This is a genomic window from Cryobacterium sp. MDB1-18-1, from assembly GCF_004402735.1.
Lineage (GTDB): Bacteria > Actinomycetota > Actinomycetes > Actinomycetales > Microbacteriaceae > Cryobacterium > Cryobacterium glucosi.
The window spans coordinates 94,528-115,956 of the sequence record NZ_SOFR01000013.1; the positions used below are offsets into that span (position 1 = coordinate 94,528).

The 21,429-nt window shown below is 70.6% G+C and carries 20 protein-coding genes; 9 read left to right on the forward strand and 11 right to left on the reverse strand.

Annotated elements, in window-relative coordinates:
- Positions 1-166: 166 nt before the first annotated feature.
- From E3O50_RS02960 to E3O50_RS02990, 7 genes are all read right to left on the reverse strand, one after another.
- Complete coding sequence (locus E3O50_RS02960) at positions 167-1,489, reverse strand: MFS transporter (RefSeq protein WP_134448903.1); 1,323 nt, start codon at positions 1,487-1,489, stop codon at positions 167-169.
- 169 nt (positions 1,490-1,658) lie between these two features.
- Positions 1,659-1,898, reverse strand: a complete 240-nt coding sequence (locus tag E3O50_RS02965; RefSeq protein WP_134448904.1) for a MoaD/ThiS family protein — start codon at positions 1,896-1,898, stop codon at positions 1,659-1,661.
- Positions 1,898-2,185, reverse strand: a complete 288-nt coding sequence (locus E3O50_RS02970; protein ID WP_174774645.1) for a DUF6457 domain-containing protein — start codon at positions 2,183-2,185, stop codon at positions 1,898-1,900. Before E3O50_RS02970 ends, E3O50_RS02965 begins: the two co-directional genes overlap by 1 nt.
- Positions 2,182-2,916, reverse strand: a complete 735-nt coding sequence (locus tag E3O50_RS02975) for an NTP transferase domain-containing protein (protein WP_134560201.1) — start codon at positions 2,914-2,916, stop codon at positions 2,182-2,184. Before E3O50_RS02975 ends, E3O50_RS02970 begins: the two co-directional genes overlap by 4 nt.
- A gap of 8 nt (positions 2,917-2,924) precedes the next feature.
- Complete coding sequence (gene moaC, locus E3O50_RS02980) at positions 2,925-3,470, reverse strand: cyclic pyranopterin monophosphate synthase MoaC (RefSeq protein WP_134448906.1); 546 nt, start codon at positions 3,468-3,470, stop codon at positions 2,925-2,927.
- Between the two features lie 14 nt (positions 3,471-3,484).
- Entirely contained in the window at positions 3,485-4,828 is a 1,344-nt protein-coding gene (gene glp / locus E3O50_RS02985; protein ID WP_134560203.1) for a gephyrin-like molybdotransferase Glp, read from the reverse strand.
- 2 nt (positions 4,829-4,830) lie between these two features.
- Complete coding sequence (locus E3O50_RS02990; protein WP_134560205.1) at positions 4,831-6,102, reverse strand: ThiF family adenylyltransferase; 1,272 nt, start codon at positions 6,100-6,102, stop codon at positions 4,831-4,833.
- Between the two features lie 216 nt (positions 6,103-6,318).
- Between E3O50_RS02990 and fdhA the strand changes: the two genes are divergently transcribed.
- The 5 genes from fdhA (at position 6,319) to E3O50_RS03015 (ending at position 10,627) form a co-directional block, all read left to right on the forward strand.
- Complete coding sequence (gene fdhA, locus E3O50_RS02995; protein ID WP_134560207.1) at positions 6,319-7,533, forward strand: formaldehyde dehydrogenase, glutathione-independent; 1,215 nt, start codon at positions 6,319-6,321, stop codon at positions 7,531-7,533.
- A gap of 109 nt (positions 7,534-7,642) precedes the next feature.
- Positions 7,643-8,689, forward strand: a complete 1,047-nt coding sequence (gene moaA / locus E3O50_RS03000; protein WP_134448910.1) for a GTP 3',8-cyclase MoaA — start codon at positions 7,643-7,645, stop codon at positions 8,687-8,689.
- Positions 8,690-8,698: 9 nt separating this feature from the next.
- The gene (gene fdhD / locus E3O50_RS03005; RefSeq protein ID WP_134448911.1) at positions 8,699-9,646 is read left to right on the forward strand and encodes a formate dehydrogenase accessory sulfurtransferase FdhD; all 948 of its coding nucleotides are present in this window, start codon (positions 8,699-8,701) and stop codon (positions 9,644-9,646) included.
- A gap of 58 nt (positions 9,647-9,704) precedes the next feature.
- Complete coding sequence (locus E3O50_RS03010; protein ID WP_134560209.1) at positions 9,705-10,163, forward strand: SRPBCC family protein; 459 nt, start codon at positions 9,705-9,707, stop codon at positions 10,161-10,163.
- The gene (locus E3O50_RS03015; protein ID WP_134560211.1) at positions 10,163-10,627 is read left to right on the forward strand and encodes a MarR family transcriptional regulator; all 465 of its coding nucleotides are present in this window, start codon (positions 10,163-10,165) and stop codon (positions 10,625-10,627) included. Before E3O50_RS03010 ends, E3O50_RS03015 begins: the two co-directional genes overlap by 1 nt.
- Here E3O50_RS03015 and E3O50_RS03020 read toward each other — a convergent pair.
- Positions 10,624-12,939, reverse strand: a complete 2,316-nt coding sequence (locus E3O50_RS03020) for an FdhF/YdeP family oxidoreductase (protein ID WP_134560293.1) — start codon at positions 12,937-12,939, stop codon at positions 10,624-10,626. The genes E3O50_RS03015 and E3O50_RS03020 overlap by 4 nt on opposite strands.
- Before the next feature lie 224 nt (positions 12,940-13,163).
- Here E3O50_RS03020 and E3O50_RS03025 point away from each other — a divergent pair, with 224 nt between their 5' ends.
- Positions 13,164-15,536 carry a glycosyltransferase gene (locus tag E3O50_RS03025; protein WP_134560213.1) on the forward strand — a complete coding sequence of 791 codons (2,373 nt, stop codon included), beginning with the start codon at positions 13,164-13,166 and terminating at the stop codon, positions 15,534-15,536.
- Positions 15,533-16,873 (forward strand): glycosyltransferase, encoded by a 1,341-nt coding sequence (locus E3O50_RS03030; RefSeq protein ID WP_134560215.1) that lies wholly within the window; start codon positions 15,533-15,535, stop codon positions 16,871-16,873. The genes E3O50_RS03025 and E3O50_RS03030 overlap by 4 nt, the downstream gene beginning before the upstream one ends.
- On the opposite strand, the gene E3O50_RS03035 is transcribed toward E3O50_RS03030, so the two are convergent.
- From E3O50_RS03035 to E3O50_RS03045, 3 genes are read right to left on the reverse strand one after another with little or no spacing between them, the layout of a single operon-like run.
- Complete coding sequence (locus E3O50_RS03035; RefSeq protein WP_134560217.1) at positions 16,870-17,418, reverse strand: DUF2017 family protein; 549 nt, start codon at positions 17,416-17,418, stop codon at positions 16,870-16,872. The genes E3O50_RS03030 and E3O50_RS03035 overlap by 4 nt on opposite strands.
- Positions 17,418-17,702, reverse strand: a complete 285-nt coding sequence (gene clpS, locus E3O50_RS03040; protein WP_241975459.1) for an ATP-dependent Clp protease adapter ClpS — start codon at positions 17,700-17,702, stop codon at positions 17,418-17,420. Before clpS ends, E3O50_RS03035 begins: the two co-directional genes overlap by 1 nt.
- Positions 17,703-17,751: 49 nt before the next feature.
- The gene (locus tag E3O50_RS03045; RefSeq protein WP_241975460.1) at positions 17,752-18,459 is read right to left on the reverse strand and encodes a YoaK family protein; all 708 of its coding nucleotides are present in this window, start codon (positions 18,457-18,459) and stop codon (positions 17,752-17,754) included.
- Between the two features lie 189 nt (positions 18,460-18,648).
- On the opposite strand from E3O50_RS03045, the gene E3O50_RS03050 reads away from it, so the two are divergent.
- Together E3O50_RS03050 and E3O50_RS03055 are read left to right on the forward strand one after the other, a co-directional pair.
- Positions 18,649-19,749, forward strand: coding sequence for an acetamidase/formamidase family protein (locus tag E3O50_RS03050; protein ID WP_134560219.1), 1,101 nt, complete (start codon positions 18,649-18,651; stop codon positions 19,747-19,749).
- Positions 19,742-21,388 carry an AtzH-like domain-containing protein gene (locus E3O50_RS03055; RefSeq protein ID WP_241975461.1) on the forward strand — a complete coding sequence of 549 codons (1,647 nt, stop codon included), beginning with the start codon at positions 19,742-19,744 and terminating at the stop codon, positions 21,386-21,388. The genes E3O50_RS03050 and E3O50_RS03055 overlap by 8 nt, the downstream gene beginning before the upstream one ends.
- Positions 21,389-21,429 lie beyond the last annotated feature (41 nt).

The window sequence follows — 21,429 nt, forward strand, 5'->3', positions numbered from 1 at the left end:
ACACCGAATCGTGCGGGCGCTTCGTCGTCCCCGCTGGTCTTCGCTCATCCCCGTGTTAACTCAGGAAGACCGGGCGGGCGCGACGAAGGCCCCCGCTCCAGAGAGCGGCGGCCTTCGTCGTGGTGGTGCCAGGTGGTGCGCTGAGCCGGCGGCCGGGTGATGCCGGTCAGCTCGGGTACGGAGCGCCGGGACGTGCGTAGTAGTGCCACGCGAGCCAGGTGCAGAAGACGCAGAAGACCGCGCAGCCGACGAAGAACGCGGTGGGACTGATCGCCGTGAGCGCGATGCCTACGATGAACGGGCCGAATGCCGCGATGGCGCTCGTCCAGGCGATCGCCCCGCCGGCCTGCCGCTTGGGGAAGATCATCGGCATCTGCTTGAACGTGCCGGCGTTCGCAAATCCCGCGAAGGTGAAGATGATGAGCATCCCGGTGAGGAAGCCCCAGAAGTCGGACACGCTGCTCGGGCTGAGGAAGAACGCGGTGACCACGGTGCCGACGGTCATGCCGATACCCCCGATCAGGGTGAAGATCGCGCCGCCCCACCTGTCGCAGAACGGACCGCTGGCCGCGCGCACGAGGGCGCCGACGACGGGGCCGATGAAGGCGAAGGCGAGCGGATTCGGGGCATCGGGAAAGTGCCCGTAGACGTTCAGGATGATCAGGCCCATCTGTGCAGCGAGGCCGCTGTACGCACCGAAACTCATCAGGTAGATGGCCGTCATGATCCAGGTGTGCTTGATCCTGAAGATGTCCATCTGCTGGCGGAAGTTCGCCGTGACCGGGACCCGGCGCAGATAGACGATCGCGAGGACGACGGCGAGGAGTGCCCAGGGGATCAGGACGAGGCCGCCGTTGTGCAGCCAGACCAGGTCGCCCTTGGCGCTGCTCTGAGGGGTGAGCGCCGCGGTGCCGAGCAGGCCGAAGCCGACGACCCACGGCAGCAGCAGCTGCATGAGGCCGATCCCGAAGTTACCGATGCCCGCCTGAAGTCCGAGCGCGGTGCCGGCGAGGCGCTTTGGGAAGAAGTAGCTGGTCGAGGCCATGAATCCGGAAAACGTCCCTCCGCCGATGCCGGCGGAGAAGGCGAGCGCGAGCAGCACCCAGTATGGGGTCGCAGTGTCGCGGGCCGCGAGCGTCCAACCGAGCATCGGCAGGACGAGGAGGGCGGACGACATGGCCACGAGGGACCGGGTGCCCATGATCGGCGGCAGGAACATGAAGACGAGTCGCAGCAATCCGCCGGCGAGTCCGGGGATGGCCACAAGCCAGTAGAGCTGGCCGGGCGCGAGGGAATAGCCGATGTCGTTCAGACGTGGGGCGATCGCGCTCACGAGGTACCAGGCCGCAAAGGCAAGCGTCAGGCTGAAGGTCGTGATCCACAGGGTGCGCCACGCGAGCTTGGGATCCCAGGTTTCTTCATTCTCCGGATCCCAGTTGGAGAGGTCTGGTTTGAGCTTCGACGAGACGAGTGCGGAAGGGACTGACATGTGCTTCCTCGGACTAGGTGGTTTCGGGCCGTGCGGCCCGCGTAACTACCACCCTGACCGTGCGTGCGGACCTCGACAATCGCGGAACACCGTGAAAAATCATTCCCCTCCGATCAGGCCCGGTCAGTCGGATCGTGCCGCTCACACCCGGTCCGCGTCGATCTGCGGTTCAGCCGCCGGCGAAGGGGGGCAACACGTCGACGGTGTCGGTCCCGGCGAGGGGCACCGCGTCATCCGCTGCCCTGATGCCGTTGACCAGCAGGGAACAGCGCGACAGGATCCTGGCGAACTCGGTGCCGTGGCGGTCGGCCAGGAGCGTACGGAGATCGCCGATGCTGGCAACGTCGACGGTCGTGGTCTCAGTGCCCGCGGACTCTGCCACGGCCGCGAAGAAGCGGATGCCGGCCACTAGCGGGTCTCGGTGGGGTGTGTCTTCGCCCACTCGAGGGCCAGCCCGGTGGCGGTGGCGCAGGCCTGCTCGATGTCTGCTGCGGTGCCGCCGTTGCGGGCAGCGGCGAAACCGACGAGGAACGTGCTGAGCGGGGCGGCGGGGCGGGCGACGCCGTGCGCGACGTCGCGGGCGACGTCGAGGAGAGTGCCGACCGGCACGTCGGCCGGATCGAGGTCGAGCCCGGCGGCGAGGACGGCAAGCCAGTCGTCGAGGGCCTCGGGAGGCAGGGGGGTGGAGGTGCTCATGGGTTGTCGCTCCTCGGAGGGGTGGTGCTGACCGGGCTGGGTCCCGACAGGAGCGCGGTGCTCCACTCAACATCCTGCCACGTGTCCACGTCGCGGCTGCTTCCCGAGTCGTCACGGACCCCGACGAGCCGAAGCCCGGACAGGAGGGCGCGCATGCTCGCGCCGTTCGCTGCGGGGCCGAGGCGTGCCGCGGCGTCCCGGAGGGTGCTCGCCCGGTAGAGACCGGCGAGCCACTGGGGGCGACCGTCCGGGTCGGACAGGTGCAGGCCGTCCAGGGCGTCTGTGCCGGTGGTGTTCCTGCCTGCGCGGTCAGCGAGGGCCTGGTCGGCGAGGGCTGCGACGAGGGTGCCGGCGGCATCCGCCGCCCAGGGCAGGTCGCACGCGAGGACGAGCAGCCACTCGGCCGGGGCATCGGCCGGGGCGCCGGCTGAGGTTGCGGTTGAGGGTGCCGCGAGGGCCGCGAGGCCGGCGGCGATGCCCGCGACGGGGCCGCCGAACGGGGGATCCTCGAGCGCCCAGAGCACTCCGGCCGCCTCGGGGCCGGCGGCGACCCGTGCTGACGCCGGCCCGACGACGACGACTCGACGGGCGAGGGTCCGAGCGTCGAGCACCCGGGAAAGCAGTGTGCGGCCCGCGACGTCGACGGCGGCCTTGACGGCGCCGCCGAGCCGGCTGCCGCGGCCGCCCGCAAGCACGATCAGGTCGACCTGAGGGGTGAGGGCTTCAGGCATGGGCGGTCCTACTCGGCGGGGCGCAGCCAGTCGCCGGACTTGCCGCCGGTCTTGCTGATCAGGCGGATGTCCCCGATGCTGACGGACTTGTCGAGTCCCTTCACCATGTCGACGACCGCCAGCGCAGCGATCGACACGGCCGTGAGCGCCTCCATCTCGACGCCGGTGCGGTCGGCCGTGCGGATGGTCGCAGCCACCCGCACGCCGGTGTCTTCGATCGTGAGGTCGACAGCCGCGCCGTGCACCCCGATCACATGGGCGAGGGGCAGCAGGTCCGCGCACTTCTTCGCGCCCTGGATGCCCGCGATGCGCGCGACGGCGAGCACATCGCCCTTGGGCGTCGTGCCGTCGCGCAGCGCGGCGACCACGCGGGGCCCGCAGAACACGAAACCCGCGGCGGTCGCGCTGCGCACGGTCGGCTGCTTCTCGGTCACGTCGACCATCCGGGCCTGGCCGGCGGTATTGAGATGCGTGAACGGCTGCCCGGCCTGCGCATTCGGCGCAGCGTGCCCTTCGGGTCTGGCGGCGGCGGTTTCGTCTCGGGCGGAAGTCATACCACCAGCATGACTCATATCACCAGCATGACCGGGAGCAGGTCGCCCTCAGCCACGGTGTCGGACTCCTCCGGAACGATGGCGAGACCCTCGGCCTGGCCGAGTCCCGCGACGAGGTGCGAGCCGGAACCGCCGGAGGTGGCCGGCCACACGAGGGTCTCCTGGCCACGACGCTCGCAGACGACGGGCATGTACTGCTGGCGGCCGCTCGGTGAGCTCCAACCGCGGGCGACGGTCCCCGTGATCGTCGGACGGGTGGTGGTGCCGTGGCCGCCCATGAACAGGAGCGCCGGGCGTACAAAGGCCTCGAACGAGACGAACGCGCTCACCGGGTTGCCGGGCAGGGCGAACACGATCGGGCCGAGCGCGGCGCTTCCGGCGGAGCCTGTCTTCCCGGTGGTGCTGTTGCTGCCGGTGCCGGCTGCGGGCAGGCGGCCGAAGCCCTGCGGCTTGCCGGGCTGCATCCGCACCGGGCCGAACCACACGCCGAGCGGGGCGAGCACCGCCTTGACGACGTCGTACGCTCCCACGCTGACGCCTCCGGAGAGGATGATCGCGTCGACCGTGCCGATGAGGGAGTCGAGCACGGTGCGCAGGGACTCCTCGTTGTCGGGGACCGCCCCGATCCGGTGCACGACGCCGCCGGCCTGGGCCACTGCAGCGGCGAGCAGGTACGAGTTGGAGTCGGGGATCTGGCCGCGCCGCGCGGGGGTGCCGGGCACGATGAGCTCGTCGCCGGTCGAGATCACCGCGACGCGGGGCGCCGGGTGCACGAGCAACTCAGCGCGGCCGGCGCTCGCGGCTGCGGCGATCCGGGTGGGCCAGAGCGTCGTCCCTGCCCGCAGTATGGTGTCGCCGGCTGCGGCGTCGCTGCCGGCCCTGCGAATGTGGGCTGCCGGCTCCGGCACCCTGAGGATGCCGACCCGGTCGATGCCCCGGTCGGTGTCCTCGATCGGCACGACGGCATCCGCCCCGTCGGGGATCGGCGCCCCGGTCATGATCCGGGCGACCTGCCCGGCGTCGATGCGCGGGTTCTGTGCGGTACCGGCGGCGAGGTCGGCGACGACGGGCAGCACGACCGGGCTCATGGGGGTCGCGGCGAGCAGGTCGGCGCGCCGCACGGCGTAGCCGTCCATCGCCGAGTTGTCGAACGGCGGGGTGTCCGTCGCGCTTGTGACGTCCTCGGCAAGGGCGAGCCCGAGCGCGTGTTCGAGCGGGACCCGGACGGGCTCGAGAATGGGCAACTGCCCCAGGATCCAGTCGAGGTGCTCGGCGACCGGGCGGGCGGATGCCGCGTCAGCGTGCCCGCCGCGCCTCGCGTGATCGTGGTTCCCCGCAGCGCCCTCGGCTACTGCCACGGTCAGCTCCGCGCTTCGACGGACCACTCGGGGGACCAGGTCCCCGACCACTGGGTCGACCACTTCTGGCCGAAACCGGGAGCTCCGCCGTCGGCGACGGCGGCGTCCCAGGCGATGATCCCGCCCTCGAGCAGTGTCAGGTCGGTGAAGCCGTCCGCGGCGAGCGCGGCGGCGGCGCTCAGCGCGCGCGGCCCCTGCGCGCAGTGCAGCACGAGGGGAACGTCGCGCGGCAGCGACGCCAGTCCCTCCGGGGTGCGCAGCTGGTCGAGGGGGAGCAGCAGGGAGCCGGGCACCGCACTCTCGGCGTGTTCACCCGGCTCACGCACGTCGAGGACGATGAAGTCGTCCGCCCCGTTCGCGCGCGCGACCAGGCGGGAGACGAGCTCGGCCGCCGACAGTGTCGGCCAGGTCGGCACGGGGGCTTGCATGTTTGCCGTACCGGAGTCGGTCGCGGCAGCCGCGGCGGCCTCACTGGCGGCCCGGGCGTGCCCTTCCGCGTCTCCGCCTACGAGCGGTACCTCGGTGAACCGCCCGGAGAGGGCGTCGATCACGAGCACCCGCCCGATCAACGGTGCGCCGATGCCGGCGACGAGCTTGATCGCCTCCGTCGCCATCAGCGAACCGACCTGGCCGCAGAGGGCGCCGAGCACGCCGGCCTCCGCGCAACTCGGCACTTCGCCCTCGGCGGGCGGATTCGGGAACAGGTCCCGCAGCTGCACGCCCGCAACGCCGCTCCCTTCGGGCGGGGTGGCCCAGAACACCGAGAGCTGGGCATCGAAGCGCAGCACGGATGCCCAGACGAGCGGCTTCCCCAGTTCGGCGGAGACGTCGTTCACGAGGAACCGGGTCGGGAAATTGTCGGTGCCGTCGATCACGACATCGTACCCGGAGATGAGCGCGCGGGCATTGCCGTGGTCGAGCCGCTCGGCATGCTGGATGACAATGGTCGCCGGGGCGATGGCCGCGATGGACTCCGCGGCACTCACGACCTTCGGCCTGCCGACATCCGCCTGGCCGTGCACGATCTGGCGTTGCAGGTTGCTCGGCTCGACGTCGTCGCCGTCGACGATGCCGATCGTGCCGATCCCGGCCGCCGCCAGGTAGAGCAGGGCCGGGGAGCCGAGGCCGCCCGCGCCGAGCACGAGCACCTTCGCGTTCGCCAGGCGACGCTGGCCGAGCTCGTCGAGCTGCGGCAGGCGGCGTTGACGGGCGGTGCGCACGGATTCGGTCGGGGTGAGCCGGGCGACGGGTTCGACAAGGGGAGGAAGGGCCATGCCCCTTACGCTAGGCGCTCCCGGCGGCCGGCGCATCCGCATCCGCCCAGAGTCTCGGCAACCCCCTTGATATCCCCAGCCGATGGGTGTTTCGTCGAAGACGGCACCACCGAGTAAGCGCCACCCCACAGCGCACCAACTAGCACCACTGCAATCTCGCACGATCGAAACGGCCGTGCACAGAGGATCACTACGCAGAACCTAGGAAGGTATGTAATGACAGGGAACAGAGCAGTTGCCTACAAGAGCCCGGGGCACGTCGAGGTCATCGACATCGACTACCCCACCTTCGAGCTGAAGGACGGGCCCGGCGTCAACCCGGCCAACGTCGGCCGGAAGGTACCGCACGGGGTCATCCTCCGCACGGTCAGCACCAACATCTGCGGCTCGGACCAGCACATGGTCCGTGGACGCACGACAGCCCCGGCCGACCTCGTGCTCGGTCACGAGATCACCGGCGAGGTCGTCGAGACCGGGCCCGATGTCGAGTTCATCAAGGTCGGCGACATCGTGTCGGTCCCGTTCAATATCTCCTGCGGCCGGTGTCGCAACTGCAAGGAGCGCAAGACCGGGATCTGCCTGAACGTCAACCCCGACCGCCCCGGCAGCGCGTACGGCTATGTCGACATGGGCGGCTGGGTCGGCGGCCAGGCCGAGTACGTTCTCGTGCCGTACGCCGACTGGAACCTCCTGAAGTTCCCGGACCGGGACCAGGCCCTCGCGAAGATCATGGACCTGACCATGCTCTCCGACATCTTCCCCACCGGGTTCCACGGGGCGGTGAGCGCCAACGTCGGCGTCGGGTCGACGGTCTACGTCGCAGGAGCAGGGCCGGTCGGCCTCGCGGCAGCGGCATCCGCGCACCTGCTCGGAGCGGCCGCCGTCATCGTCGGCGACCTCAACGGGGAGCGGCTGGCCCAGGCCCGCAGCTTCGGCTGCGAGACGGTCGACCTGCGCAAGGGCGACCCGCAGGACCAGATCGAACAGATCCTCGGCGTCCCAGAGGTCGACTGCGCCGTTGACGCGGTCGGCTTCGAGGCCCGCGGGCACGGCCAGGCGGCGGGGGAGGAGCGGCCGGCGACGGTGCTCAACTCGCTCATGACCATCACCGCCGCCGGCGGCGCGCTCGGCATCCCCGGGCTCTACGTCACCGGTGACCCGGGCGGGGTCGACGAGGCTGCGAAGGTCGGGTCGCTCTCGATCCGGCTGGGGCTCGGCTGGGCGAAGTCGCTGTCCTTCACCACGGGCCAGTGCCCGGTGATGAAGTACAACCGCAAGCTCATGATGGCGATCCTGCACGACAAGGTGCAGATCGCGAAGGCCGTCAACGCCCAGGCGATCAGCCTCGAGGACGCGCCGCGCGGCTACGCCGAGTTCGACGCCGGCAAGTCCGTGAAATATGTGCTCAACCCGAACGGTTACGTCAAGTAGTGAATCAGTGACGTAAGAGCAACCGTTTCGAACGGATGCCCGGCCGGCGCCGCCCCGGTCGGGCATCCGTGTCGCGGGGCCGTGATGACAGAAGATTAGGGTGGAGCGTATGACCGGAAACCCGACACTCACGGACACCCGAGGCCGGCCGCTGCACGACCTGCGGATCTCGGTCACGGACCGGTGCAACTTCCGGTGCGTGTACTGCATGCCGAAGGAGATCTTCGGCCGCGACTTCGCCTTCATGGAACGCGACGAACTGCTCACCTTCGAGGAGATCACCCGGCTCGCCCGGGTGAGCGTCGCGCACGGGGTCGGCAAGATCCGGCTGACCGGAGGGGAGCCGTTGCTGCGCCGCGGCCTCGAAGACCTCGTCGCCGAGCTTGCGGTACTCCGCACCCCGGACGGACGGCCCATCGACATCGCCCTGACCACCAACGGCTCGGCGCTCGCGGTCAAGGCCCAGGCCCTCAAGGACGCGGGACTTCGCCGGGTCACGGTGTCCCTCGACTCCCTCGACGACGCGACCTTCCGGGCCATGAACGACGTGAACTTCCCGGTCGCGAAGGTCCTGCACGGCATCGACGTCGCCGCGGCCGTCGGGCTCGGCCCGGTCAAGGTCAACATGGTCGTCAAGCGCGGCCAGAACGACGGGGACATCCTCGCCATGGCGCGGCATTTCCAGGGCACGCCGGTCATCCTCCGCTTCATCGAATTCATGGACGTCGGATCGAGCAACGGCTGGGAGATGGGCGCCGTCGTGCCGTCCCGCGAGGTGATCGCCCGGATCGACGCCGAACTGCCGCTGGAGGAGATCGCCCCGAACTACACAGGGGAGACCTCGAGCCGCTGGCGGTACCGGGACGGCAGCGGCGAGATCGGGGTGATCTCGAGCGTGACGCAGTCGTTCTGCTCGACCTGCTCCCGCGCCCGGGTGTCGACGGACGGCAAACTCTTCACCTGCCTGTTCGCGACGGAGGGACACGACCTGCGCGCGCTCCTGCGCGGCGGCGCAACGGACGACGACCTCTCCGCCGCCATGGCCGCGGTCTGGCGAGAGCGGACCGACCGGTATTCGGACCTGCGGAGCGCGAAAACGAGCGAACTGCGGGCATCCGGTAAGAAGAAGATCGAGATGTCGTACATCGGAGGGTGACCAGGAACAATGACACGAATCACGGCACGACGAAAGGTTGTCCGGCTCACGGTCGGCGGCCGGAGGACCAGCCGGGAAGACGTGCTCGCCGTCGAGGAGCCGCTCGAGATCCGCGTGAACGGCACCTCGCTCGCGGTCACGATGCGCACGCCCGGCAACGACTATGACCTGGCCGCGGGCTTTCTGGTCTCCGAGGGCGTGATCAGCCGCGGCGAGCATTTCTTCGCGGCGCGCTACTGCGCCGGCGCCACCGTGGACGGAGAGAACACCTACAACGTTCTCGACGTGAGCCTCGCGCCGGGCGTGGCTGCTCCCGACCCGAGCCTCGAGCGGAACTTCCTCACCACGAGCGCGTGCGGGCTCTGCGGCAAGGCGAACATCGACGCCGTGCGCACGCGGTCGGTCTTCACCGTCTCGGACGACCCTGTGCTCCTCGACGCCGAACGCCTCGTCACTTTCCCGGAGGTGCTCCGGGCCGGCCAGCGGGTATTCGAGAAGACCGGCGGCCTGCACGCTGCCGGGCTCTTCGACGCCGCCACCGGGGAACTGCTCGTGCTGCGCGAGGACGTCGGGCGCCACAACGCCGTCGACAAGGTGATCGGATGGGCGGTCAAGGAGGACCGGCTGCCGCTGCGTGGAACCGTGCTCCAGGTTTCCGGCCGGGCGAGTTTCGAACTCGTCCAGAAGGCGGCGATGGCCGGCATCCCGATGCTGGCCGCGGTCTCCGCGCCGTCCTCCCTCGCGGCGGAACTCGCCGCCGAGGTGGGCATGACCCTGGTCGGCTTCCTGCGCGGCGACTCGATGGTGATCTATGCGGGCGCCGAGCGGATCACCGGCGGTGGCGGTCGCGCAGCGGAAGATTTCGCCGGTGCCGAGGGTGCTGAGGGTGCCGAGGGTGCTGCGAGTGTTGCGAGTTCTGCCCCATCGGCCCTTGCCGGTTCCGCAGCGCCGAATTAGTATGTGCGCATACTAACTGTCCCGCTGCGAGGGGCAGCTTCGGACGAGAGGTCATCTGATGTGGAGAACTGAGTACACGGCAGACACCAGCGCCACACCCGCCGCGGTCTGGGCGGCGTTCCGGGACATCCACACCGGGGTCGCCGCGGCCGCGGGCGGGGACGTCTTCGAGATGGACGGTGCATTCACCGTCGGCACGGAGTTGAGCGTGACGCCGGTCGGGCAGGACACGTTCCGATCCCGCATCATCGAACTGGCCCCGAACGAACGGTATGCCGACGAGACCACATTCGGCGACGTCGTGCTGACGTTCCGGCACGTGTTCACACCGAGTGACGGCGGCACGCGGGTCACCCACGAACTCGTGATCACCGGGCAGGATGCTGACGAGATCGGACCGGGGCTCGGCCCGGAGATCAGTGCGGACTTCCCCGAGGCGATGGCCGGGCTGTTCGCGCTCGCCGAGGCATCCGCTGACCCTGCTGACCCTGCTGACCCTGAAGACCCTGACCACTGATGCCGGACGCCGAGGAGAGCGGGCTCGACAGCGAGTTCGCGTCCGCGGAGGACAGCACGGGGCTGATGCTGTGGCGGGTCACCAACGCCTGGCAGGCGGCCCAGCGGGCGGCGCTCCGGCCGTTCGGCCTGACCCATGTGCAGTTCGTGCTGCTCGCCTCGCTCGTGTGGCTCGACACGGACGGGCCGACCACCCAGCGGGAACTCTCCCGCCACGCCGGAACGGACCCGATGATGACCTCGCAGGTGCTGCGCACCCTGGAACGGAAGGACCTCGTGGAACGGCGGGCTCACCCGACGGATGCCCGGGCGAAGTCCCTCAAGGTGACAGTGGCGGGAGCCGAGCTCGCCCGCCACGCGAACGCGGCCGTGGAAGGCGTCGACCAACGTTTCTTCACCCCGCTCGGCGCCGAGCGGGCGGTCTTCACCGGCATGCTCCGCGTGGTGCTCGGCCCGGCGTCCTAACCGGCCGTCGGGACCGGGGCCTGCTCGTGGGCGATGAAGCGCACCGCCATGGCCTTGTAGCCGGGGGTGTTCGACTCGCGGGCGACGAGTTCGCGGTGCATCAGAGCGTTCGCCTCGGGGAAGTACGCGGCGGCACAGCCGCGCGGGGTCGGGTACACCACGAGCCGGAACTCGTCCGCGCGGCGTTCCTCGCCGCGGAAGGTGCTGATCACGTCGACGAGGTCGCGGTCGTGGAAGCCGAGCTCGACGACGTCGTCCTTGTTGATCAGGATGACCCTGCGCCCGTTCGAGATGCCACGGTACCGGTCGTCGAGGCCGTAGAACGTCGTGTTGTACTGGTCGTGGCTGCGGATGGTCTGCAGGATGAGGTGCCCGGCCGGCGGGGTCAGATATTCGAGCGGGCTCACCGTGAACCGGGCGCGGCCGATGTCGGTCGCGAAGCTGCGGGTGTCGCGGGGCGGGTTCGGCAGCACGAAGCCGTTCTTCGTCTTCAGGCGCCGGTTGAAATCGGTGAAGCCGGGCACGACCCGGGAGATGTGGTCGCGGATCAGGTCGTAGTCCTCGCTCATCGCCTTCCAGTCGACGGGGTGTTCGGCGCCGAGGGTCGCGCTCGCCATCCTGGCGACGATGACGGGCTCGGCGAGCAGGTGCTCCGACACGGGATCGAGGCGCCCCTGTGTCGTGCGGACGACCGACATCGAGTCCTCGACGGAGAGCACCTGGCGTCCGCCGGGGTGCTTGTCGTCGGTGTCTGTCCGGCCGAGGGTCGGCAGGATCAAGGAGGTGCGCCCGTGCATCACGTGCGAGCGGTTCGGCTTCGTGGAGATGTGGACCGTGAGCCCGACCCGCTGCATCGCGGCCTCGAGCTTCGCGGTGTCCGAGCAGGCGAGGGCGAAGTTGCCGCCGAGGGACACGAACACGTCGACGTCCTCGTTCTCGAAGGCCTCGACCGTCGCGACGGAGTCCAGGCCGTGCGCGCGCGGGCTCACGATCCCGAACTCCGTGTCGAGGGCGGCGAGGAACGCCTCCTTCGGCTTCTCCCAGACGCCCATGGTGCGGTCGCCCTGCACGTTGGAGTGGCCGCGCACCGGGCAGGCGCCCGCGCCCGGCTTGCCGAAGTTGCCCTGCAGCAGCAGCAGGTTGATGATCTCCTTGAGAGTGTTGACCGAGTGCGGCTGCTGGGTCAGACCGAGCGCCCAGCAGATGATCGTGGCCTTCGAGGTCACGAGCATGCTCGCGACCACGCCGATCTGCAGCCGGGACAGCCCCGTCGCCTTCTCGGTCTCCTCCCAGTCGATCTCGCCGCGCGCGGCCCGGTACTCCTCGAGTCCCTGGGTGTTGGCGTCCATGAAGGCCTGGTCGACGACGGAGCCGGGCACGCGCTTCTCCTCCTCGAGGAGCAGGTGGCCGAGGGCCTGGAACAGGGCGAGGTCCCCGCCGACCTTGATCTGCAGGTATTCGTCGGCGAGCGCGGTGCCGTCGCCGATCAGTCCGGAGACGGACTGCGGGTCCCTGAAGTTGAACAGCCCGGCCTCGGGGAGGGGGTTGACCGCGACGACCCGTCCACCGTTGTCCTTGCATTCCTTCAGGGCTGACAGCATCCGCGGGTGGTTGGTGCCCGGGTTCTGGCCGACGACGAGGATGAGCTCGGCGTGGTGGATGTCCTCGAGGGAGACGGTGCCCTTGCCGATGCCGATCGTCGCGTTCATCGCCGAGCCGGAGGACTCGTGGCACATGTTCGAGCAGTCCGGCAGGTTGTTCGTGCCGATTGAGCGGGCGAAGAGCTGGTAGAGGAACGCGGACTCGTTCGCGGTGCGGCCGGAGGTGTAGAAGACGGTGCGGTCGGGGGTCGTGGCACGGATCTGCTCGCCGATGAGCTCGAACGCGTCGTTCCAGGAGATCTGCGAGTAGTGCGTGTCACCGGGGCGGATGACGACGGGGTGCGTGATGCGGCCCTGGTTGCCGAGCCAGTACTCGGTCTTCGTCGCGAGCTCGGCGATGGAGTGCTCCGCCCAGAATGCGGGGGTCACCTGGCGCACGGTGCTCTCCTCCGCGACGGCCTTCGCGCCGTTCTCGCAGAATTCGGCCGTCTTGCGGTGACCCTGCGACTCCGGCCAGGCGCAACCGGGGCAGTCTGTCCCGTCGCGCTGGTTGAGCCGGAGCAGGGCCCGGGTGGTGCGGCCGATCCCGGCCTGGGCGACGCCGCGCTCGAGCGCTACGACGACGGCTTCGAGGCCCGCCGCGCTGGTCTCCGGCTTCTTCACGACGAGGGAGTCTTCGTTGATGTCCTGGATCGGGGCGTGACGTGTCATGCCATCCATGATGCTCCTTTTGACTGCGTACCGGCACAACGGCAGCCGTCGCAGGGTCTGAGAACGGCGATGCGTCCTCTCGGGTGATTCCCAGCCCGGAAGGGCGCGCGAACCGGGAAAGTGGCGTTGAATCGACAAGGGGCTTTTGTCCCGGCCCACCGGGCCATTCTCGGCCCACCGGCCGACACCAGCCGCGGCATCGCCGGCAGACAGGGAGTTCGACCATGGGAACGCAGAGCACACTGGATTCGCTCCGGAGCGCGGACTCGATCCTCGCCACGATCATGGCCGCAGACGACCTCACCGTTGCAGCGAGCCGGGACGGCGGCACCCGGGCCGTGCGCCTGCTCGCAGAGGCCGCCGTCGATCCGGCAGACCAGGTCACCGCGATCGCCGCGGTGCACGCCCTCGCCCAGGTCTTCGACGAGACGGCGGACGAGGTCCTCGTCTCCCTCCTCGGGCACGAGCAGCTCTTCCTCCGCGAGCACGCGGCCTGGGCGTTCGGCGCCCGCCTGCCCCGCTTCGACGCGGTCGCGCCCCTGCTCGGGATGGTCATCGACGGCGGTTTCGCCGGGATGATCGCCCAGCGCACCCTCGAGCAATGGAGCGCTGCCGTCGCGGCCCCTGTCGCCCTCGCCGTCGAGGGCGCCCTGCTGGGCGTCACCGAGCCGGGCGCCCGGGCCAGACTGGTCGAAACCATCGGCCAGATCTCGGGGCGCATTCCCGAACGCATGCTGTTCCGCGTCGCCGTCGACCCGGCCGAGGCGACAGAGGTGCGGGCCGCCGCGATCGCCGCGATCGGCGACCGGGGCCTCGCCGATGCCGGTCCCGGCTCCCTCTCGGGCGCCGGCGCGGGTATCGGAACCGGGATCGGTTCCAACGACACCGGCCTCCGAATCGTCACCGGACTGGCCGCAGGCAGCGGGGTCCTCGCCGAGGTCGCCAGGCTCGCCGTGATTGACCTGACCGTGCCGCGCTACCCGCGGGCACCGTGGAGCAGCGGAACGACCGTCGCCCAGCTCTTCCTGCACGCTGACATCGACGGCGCGCTGACCCGGGTCGGCTCCGGCGACAACGGCGGCATCGCGACCCTGCTGGTCCGGCTCGGGGACGCGCTCGTCTCCGGACAGTCCGGCAGCGGTGCCGGGACTGGTGCCGGTGATGTCGGCCGGGTGCTGACCCTCTCCCGCGGCGGCTTCGCCTCCGCGCTCGACTGCCTGCCCGAGGTCGCGTCTACCCTGTCCGGCCACGCCTTCGCGACGGTTCCCTTCCTCGGCGAGCCCGTCGCCTCCGCCGACGCCTGGTCCCGCCGGATCGCGACCCAGCGCGGCATCCGCCGGGTGCTCCGTGCCGCGGGGCCGGTCGACGCGATCCACCTGCGGATGGCGGACGTGGGCACCCTCGCCGCCTCGACGGTCGCCAGGGAACTCGACATCCCGGTCGTGTTCACCGTCGCGCCGGACCCGCACAGCCTCATCCGCTCGCTCGAGTCCGCCGGTGCCCTCACCCGCGCGACCTTCGGCACGGCCGATGCCGCCGATCACTTCTGGTTCCGCGTCCGGCTCGTGCAGCGCCTCGCAGCGGATGCCGCGCACACGGTGCTCTTCCCCCGGCCAGACCTCGAGCGTGACCTGCGCGAGCTCGTCGGCATCGACGTGACGCAGCACCCGGAACGCCACTCGATCGTCGCCGAGGGCATCGACATCGGCGTGATCGAGGCTTCGCTCGTCGACGCCGGGGCGAGCGAGGGCACGCCGGTCGCGGAGGTCGTGGCCGCAGCGTACGCCGAGCCAGACCTGGCTGCCCCGCCCGCGTCCGTGGTTCCCGCCCAGATGAGCGTCGAGGGTGCCCTCGCCCTCGGCCAGCTCGACGAGCTCCTCGCAACCCTCCCGCTGGAGCGCCGCGCACTGCCGCTCGCGATCACCGTCGGCCGGCTGCACCGGGTCAAGGGCATGGCAACCCTCGTCGAAACCTGGGCGGCCGATCCGGCGCTCCAGTCCGCCTGCAACCTCCTGATCGTCGGAGGCGACCTCACGGATCCCACTCCGGACGAAGCCGGCCAGCTCGACAGGATCCACGCCGTCGTGCCGCGCGGCGACGCCGCCTCTGCGGGGCTGCTGCTCGCCGGGCACCGCTCCAACGACACCGTCGCCCGCTGGCTCGCCGCCACCCGCCTCGGCCGCACCGGCCTCGCCGCGGCGAACGGCGTGTACGTCTGCGCGAGCATGAAGGAGGAGTTCGGCATCGCGTTGCTCGAGGCGATGGCCGCGGGGCTCACCGTGGTCGCCCCGAACGGCGGGGGACCGGCCACCTACGTCGAGCAGGGAGTGACCGGGTTCCTTGTCGACACCGGGAAGCCGGCAGGCCTCGCCACCGGGGTGCGTGAAGCCCTCGATCTCGCGGCCGGCCCCTTCGGCCCCGAATTCGCCGAGCGCGCCATGGCCATGGTCTCCGGCTCGTTCACGATCCAGGCGATGGCCGCAACCCTCTCCGGGGTGTACCGCGACGTCGCAGAAGCGCACGAGCGCCTCAGGGCGGATGCCGGGAACGGCTACGGCCGGGGACTGGCGTCAAACTGGACGCTGAGCGCCTCATGACCCTGCTCATCATCAGCCCCGACTACGCCTCGCACCTGTTCCCGCTCGCGACCCTCGGCACGGCCTGGCAGGCCGCCGGGGAACGGGTCGTCGTCGCGAGCGGCCCCGCGACGGCCGGAATCGTCGCCGAGTTCGGCTTCGAACGGGTGAACCTGCAGCTCGGCCGCGGTTCGAACCCCGGCACCATCCGGGCGGAACAGCAGCCGAGCGGTGAGGACGACGCCCTCCGCGGCTTCTTCGCCGCGACGAGGCTCGGCCTCGTGCCGACTCTGCAGTTCCAGGCCGAGGCACGCAGCAACGACCTGCTCTGGAACCCGGTCGAGATCGCCAGGGAGGTGCAGCGCATCGTCGCCGAGGTGCGCCCCGACCAGATCATCGTCGACCACCTGGCCTTCAGCGCCCGCCTCGCGCTCGTGAGCGCCGGCATCCGCCACGCCGACGTCGTGCTCGGGCACCCGAGCGCCCTTCCGGTCGGCACCGAGGTCTATGGCTTCCCGTCCGCCTGGCCCGATGCCTTCGCGCCGGAGCCGGATGACCTCGCCGCGCTTCACAGCACCTGCGAGGCGGTGCGTGACACCTTCACCGCCCAGTGGAACGCCGCCCTGCTCGAACTCGACCCGGCGGCCGAGCCGAGCCGTGACGCCTTCACCGAATCCGGCGACGTGCTGATGCTCAACTATCCGGCCGAACTGCACGCACCGGCCCGGACGGCACTGCTGCCGCAGCACGTCTTCCTCGGTTCCGCGGTGCGCGAGGAGGCCCGCGACGCCGAGGTCGAGGCGTGGCTCGCCGACGCCGTCGCGGCCGGCGACGACCGTCCCCTCGTCTACGTGAGCTTCGGGAGCTTCCTCTCGGTGCGCGGCGACGTGCTCGCCCGGGTGGCGGATGCCCTCAACGGCCTCTCCGTCAGGGTCGCCCTCGCGACGGGGTCGACGGACCCCGTCGAGCTCGGCCGGATCCCCGACGCCTGGCTCGTGCGCGGTTTCCTGCCCCAGGTCGCCCTGCTCGGCGCCGCGGACCTCGCCGTCACCCACGGCGGCAACAACAGCGTGACCGAGGCGATGACCGCGGGAGTACCGCTGCTCGTGCTGCCGTTCTCCACCGACCAGTTTGCCGGGGCCGAGGGCGTCGAGACGAGCGGATTCGGGCTCTCGCTCGCGCCCAACACCGCGACGAGCCTCGAGCTCCGCGCCGCAGTCCTCTCGGTGCTCGGGCTTCCGGCCGGCGACCGCGCGCGTCTCGACGCCCTCAGCGACTCACTGCGGGGCGGCGCGGGCCCGCGTCGGGCTTACGAGGCGCTCACTGCGCTCGAAGCCCTCCCTGTCGCGATCGCCTAGCGGTCGATGGCGTAGACGAGGGACTCCTGGACCATGCCGAGCCACTCGTAGATGCTGCTGAGCAGCGGGGCCTCGTCGGCGTCGAGGTGCTGTTCGCCGTCGGGGGAGATCTGGAGGCGCTCGGCAAGCGTGAGCCGGAGGTCGGTGAGCGTGCGCAGCCAGGACTGCACGCCGACGTCGTCGAGGGCGATCGGCATCGGCGGAACCTCGAAGCGGTCGTCCAGGAAGGGCAGAGACGGTTCGTCGGCGATCTCATCGAGGGGTTCCTCGCCGAGTGAGGCGAGCAGGACGCGGGCGTTCGCGAGCTTGCCGTCGAGGAGATCCCCGGAGGTGAAACGGCGGAACTCTGCCGAGGCTTCGGCGTCGTCAGGGTAGGCGTCCGGCAGCAGGCGTCTCAGCGCGGGATCGGCGCTGGTCCCGAGGGCATGGGTCTCCGCGGCGAGCAGGAGCTCGATCAGCTGGCTCGCGGCGAGCCGGAGCAGCCCGAGCTCGACCGATTCGAAGCTCGCGGACACCGTTCCGGCCGGGTCACGGGTGAAGAGCATCAGGAGTCCTCGCGCGAGAGCGTCGCCCAGAGCCCGAAGCCGTGCATCGCCTCGACGTGGCGCTCCATCGACTCCCGGTTCCCGGTGGAGACAATGGCCTTGCCGGAGTTGTGCACCCGCAGCATCAGGCGTTCGGCCTCCTCGGGGGCGACCCCGAAGTAGCTGCGGAACACGTAGGACACATAGGACATCAGGTTGACCGGGTCGTCCCACACGATGGTGACCCAGGGGCGGTCGAGGGAGACGGCTTCACGCAGGTCCGATTTTTCAGAAGTCTTCGGCACCGGTTAAGCCTCACACGCCGGGGTCATTCCCGCCACCAAGACCGGAAACTCATGCACTCGCTCTGTTTTCCGGCGCATGGTGCGGGCGCCCGGCCGCATGCCCGAGCGACGCGACGACGAGGGTGATCACGGCAGAGAGGGCGACGCCCCAGCCGATGTGCACCGAGAGCAGCAGGGCCCCGACGGCGGCGCCGGCGCAGATCAGCAGGATCGCGGCCACCCGGCGGAACCAGGGCTGGCCCTTTCCTCCGCCGAGCCTCGAGTCGGCGGCCAGTCCCGTGATCGTCGACGTCACGACGACCGTCGTGACGTCCTTGACCCCGATGTGCCGGGCGACCCCGGCCTGGAGTCCCATCATCGCGGCGAGGAGGCTCGTGATCACCAGGTCGAAGGGCTGTGGCGGATGCCCGCCCCCGAGGAACAGGGCGATCGCCAGTCCCGCCATGATCACGCCCTGCACCGCGAACAGCACCGTCGCGTGGGTCGTCCAGCCGATCGCAACGGGCCGCAGCACCCGCCCGCCGACGGCGGCCCCGAGCATGAAGGTGAACAGGGCGAGCAGCGGGCCGAGCACAGGCAGGTTGCTCGCGCCGGCGAGGGCCATCCCGAGGATGACGACGTTCCCCGTCATGTTGCCGGTGAACACCTTGTCGAGCCCGAGGTACCCGACGGCATCCGCCAGGCCGGTGGAGAACGTCAGCGCGAGCATGAGGCCGAGGTGGAGGTTCGCGGGATGGCGGCGGAGCTTCTCGAGCACGGGTGATCCTTCGGGACGGGGACTGCTGCAATTGTTTCCTGGAGGTAAAACTCATGTCGATCGTGTCAACAGTGACCTGAAACGTACCGGCTGGTCGAATGGCACGCAAACGGGAGATAGCCTCGATCGCGAGGCACCAATAGTGTGAAGAACCACGTTCTTGTTTCCGTGTTCCTGGAAGGCGCTCCCATGTCGCACGTCGTATTGCAGCCCGGCATGGGGAGCATCGCGCCCGGGCACTACCTTCCGGCCACCCCCCAGACCGTGCTGTGGGGACGCCTGCCCTGCGCAGCGGATGCCGCGGTGTTCTCGATCGGATCCGGTGACACCGTCACGATCGACACTCTCAGCCACGAGGGACTGCTCGAGGACCAGGGTCGGGACCCGCTCGCCTTCTTCGGCGGCCACGGCATCGCAGCGGGCGATGTGCTGGCGGATGCCGTCGCGCTCGCCGCAAGCAACTACCCGCGGGATGCTGAGGCGGACGGCCCGCACGTCGTGACCGGGCCGATCGAGGTGCGCGGGGCGCTGCCGGGCGACCTGCTCCGGATGACCCTGCTCGAGGCGACTCCCCGGGTGCCGTACGGCGTCATCTCGAGTCGCCACGGTCGCGGGGCGCTCCCCGGCGAGTACCCCGACGGACCGGGGACGGTCTCCGTGTTCACCGAGGTCGACACCGATCCCGACTTCGGGACGGAAGCCGGGGCGCTCTTCGGCACCCTCCCGCTCGTTCCCGGTGGCGACCGGGTCGTGCGCTTCCCGCTCGACCCGTTCCTCGGCATCATGGGCGTCGGCGTCGCGGGAGACACCCGGCCGCACTCCGTCCCGCCGGGCGCGCACGGCGGCAACCTCGACATCAGCCTGCTCACCGTCGGCAGCGCGCTCTACCTGCCCGTGCAGGTCCCTGGCGCGCTCGCCTACGTCGGCGACCCGCACTTCGCCCAGGGCGATGGCGAGGTGGCGCTGACCGCACTCGAGGCCAGCCTGCGGGTGCGCATCCGCTTCGACGTCATTCCGGCGGTCGAGGCGGCGGCACTCTTCGGCGAACTGACCGGACCGCTCGCCGAGACGGGCGAGTTCCTCGTGCCGACCGGCCTCGACCCCGACCTCGACGAAGCGATGCGGGCCTGTGTGCGCGCCGCGATCGCCCTGCTCGGGGCGCGGTACGGCATGGACCCGACCCTCGCGTACGCCTACCTGAGCGCGGCGACCGACTTCAACATCTCCCAGGTCGTCGACCGTGTCACGGGCGTGCACGCCCGTATCCGGACGGCGGACTTCGGTGCCTGAGCGCACCCTCGCACCCCACCTCGTGCCGACCTCGGTCACGGGCGAGCTGCCGGCCGGCCTGCTCAGCGCATTCGAGGACTACGAGGCCGCGCTCGCCGCCAATGACCTCGGGGCCCTCGCCGGGTTCTTCGTGCCCGGACCGCACACGCTCCGCGGCGACGCCGCCGGCCTGCTCGTCGGGAGTGATGCGATCGCCGGGTTCCGCGCCGGCCGTCCCGGTGTCGTGCGGCGCAGCATCCGCTCGCTGCACGTGCGCGCCATCGGGACAGACCACGCCCTGATCGTGTCGGAGAACGAGCCGTTCGCCGGCGGGGCCGGGCTCGTGACCCAGCTGTGGAGCCGGACAGCCGCGGGCTGGCGGATCGAGACCGCGCAGGTCGCAGCGTCCGCTCCCGCGATCGACCGCAGCATCTGGCGGGTGGCCGGCACGCCGCTCGTCGCCGGCGAGGTCGGCGGGACCCTCGCGGGCGTTCGGGTCGCGGTCAAGGACCTTTTCGACGTGGCCGGGTTCGCGGTCGGGGCGGGGAACCCGGCCTACCTCGAGAGCGCGACACCCGCGACCGCGAGCGCGCCGTCGCTGACCGCACTCCTCCGGGCAGGGGCCAGCGTGATCGGCATCGCGCAGACCGACGAGTTCGCGTACAGCATCGCCGGGGCCAACGTGCATTCGGGCACGCCCCCGAATCCGCGCGTTCCGGGCGGGCTTCCGGGCGGTTCGTCAAGCGGGCCGGCCGCCGCCGTCGCTCTCGGCCAGGCCGACCTCGCCCTCGCCACCGACACCGCAGGGTCGATCAGGGTGCCGGCCTCGTACCAAGGGCTCTGGGGGCTGCGCACGAGCCATGGCGCCGTCAGCCGCGACGGGGTCCTGCCGCTCGCGCCCTCATTCGACACGGTCGGCTGGCTCGCGAGGGGCCCGGAGGTGCTCAGGACCGCCGCAGCGGCCTCGCTCGACACCGACCGGCAGCTGCCGGTGCCCGCCCGGTTCGCCGTGTGCGCCCAGACCGTCTTCGCCGCGGACGAGGGCGTCCAGGCCGCGTTCGTCGACGCGGTCGACCGCCTCGAGAGGAGCGGACACCTGTCCGCGGTCGAGATCATCTCCCTCGACCCGCTCGCCGACCTGTTCGAGACCTTCCGCACCGTGCAGGCGGCCGAGGCCTGGCGGGCCCACGGCGACTGGGTCGACGCCCACCCCGGGACGCTCGGCCCCGACGTGCGCTCCCGTTTCGCGTTCGCCTCCCTCATCGACGAGGACGAAGCCGCCGGGCACCGGATCGACCTCGCCGAGGCCAGGGAACGGCTCGACGCGGCCCTCGACGGCCGGATCCTGCTGCTGCCCTCCGCCTCGTCGACCGCGCCGGCCCGCACCGCGTCAGGGGCCAGGATCGAAGCGATCCGCACCGCGACACTCTCACTGACCTGCCTCGCCGCGATCGGCGGATACCCCGCCGTGTCCCTTCCCGGCCTCTCCGTCGCAGGGGCGCCGCTCGGGCTCAGCCTCCTCGGGCCGCGGCACAGCGACCTCGCGCTGCTCGACCATGCCGCAGGCCTCGCTCAGGGGCTGGCCGCCGGACTCGCGCCGGATGTCGGGACCGGCACGGCGGAGATCGTGGGTAACACCGTGGAAACGCTCCGTGCCTAAGCTGATGATGTGACGTATCCGCTGCAGTCGACACCCGTTCC

Bases quoted from the DNA above. Each gene is read 5' to 3' on its own strand.
- E3O50_RS02960 (WP_134448903.1), bottom strand. From the start codon at position 1,489: ATGTCAGTCCCTTCCGCACTCGTCTCGTCGAAGCTCAAACCAGACCTC.
- E3O50_RS02970 (WP_174774645.1), bottom strand. From the start codon at position 2,185: ATGAGCACCTCCACCCCCCTGCCTCCCGAGGCCCTCGACGACTGGCTT.
- E3O50_RS02975 (WP_134560201.1), bottom strand. From the start codon at position 2,916: ATGCCTGAAGCCCTCACCCCTCAGGTCGACCTGATCGTGCTTGCGGGC.
- moaC (WP_134448906.1), bottom strand. From the start codon at position 3,470: ATGACTTCCGCCCGAGACGAAACCGCCGCCGCCAGACCCGAAGGGCAC.
- E3O50_RS02990 (WP_134560205.1), bottom strand. From the start codon at position 6,102: ATGGCCCTTCCTCCCCTTGTCGAACCCGTCGCCCGGCTCACCCCGACC.
- fdhA (WP_134560207.1), top strand. From the start codon at position 6,319: ATGACAGGGAACAGAGCAGTTGCCTACAAGAGCCCGGGGCACGTCGAG.
- moaA (WP_134448910.1), top strand. From the start codon at position 7,643: ATGACCGGAAACCCGACACTCACGGACACCCGAGGCCGGCCGCTGCAC.
- fdhD (WP_134448911.1), top strand. From the start codon at position 8,699: ATGACACGAATCACGGCACGACGAAAGGTTGTCCGGCTCACGGTCGGC.
- E3O50_RS03010 (WP_134560209.1), top strand. From the start codon at position 9,705: ATGTGGAGAACTGAGTACACGGCAGACACCAGCGCCACACCCGCCGCG.
- E3O50_RS03015 (WP_134560211.1), top strand. From the start codon at position 10,163: ATGCCGGACGCCGAGGAGAGCGGGCTCGACAGCGAGTTCGCGTCCGCG.
- E3O50_RS03020 (WP_134560293.1), bottom strand. From the start codon at position 12,939: ATGACACGTCACGCCCCGATCCAGGACATCAACGAAGACTCCCTCGTC.
- E3O50_RS03025 (WP_134560213.1), top strand. From the start codon at position 13,164: ATGGGAACGCAGAGCACACTGGATTCGCTCCGGAGCGCGGACTCGATC.
- E3O50_RS03030 (WP_134560215.1), top strand. From the start codon at position 15,533: ATGACCCTGCTCATCATCAGCCCCGACTACGCCTCGCACCTGTTCCCG.
- E3O50_RS03035 (WP_134560217.1), bottom strand. From the start codon at position 17,418: ATGCTCTTCACCCGTGACCCGGCCGGAACGGTGTCCGCGAGCTTCGAA.
- E3O50_RS03050 (WP_134560219.1), top strand. From the start codon at position 18,649: ATGTCGCACGTCGTATTGCAGCCCGGCATGGGGAGCATCGCGCCCGGG.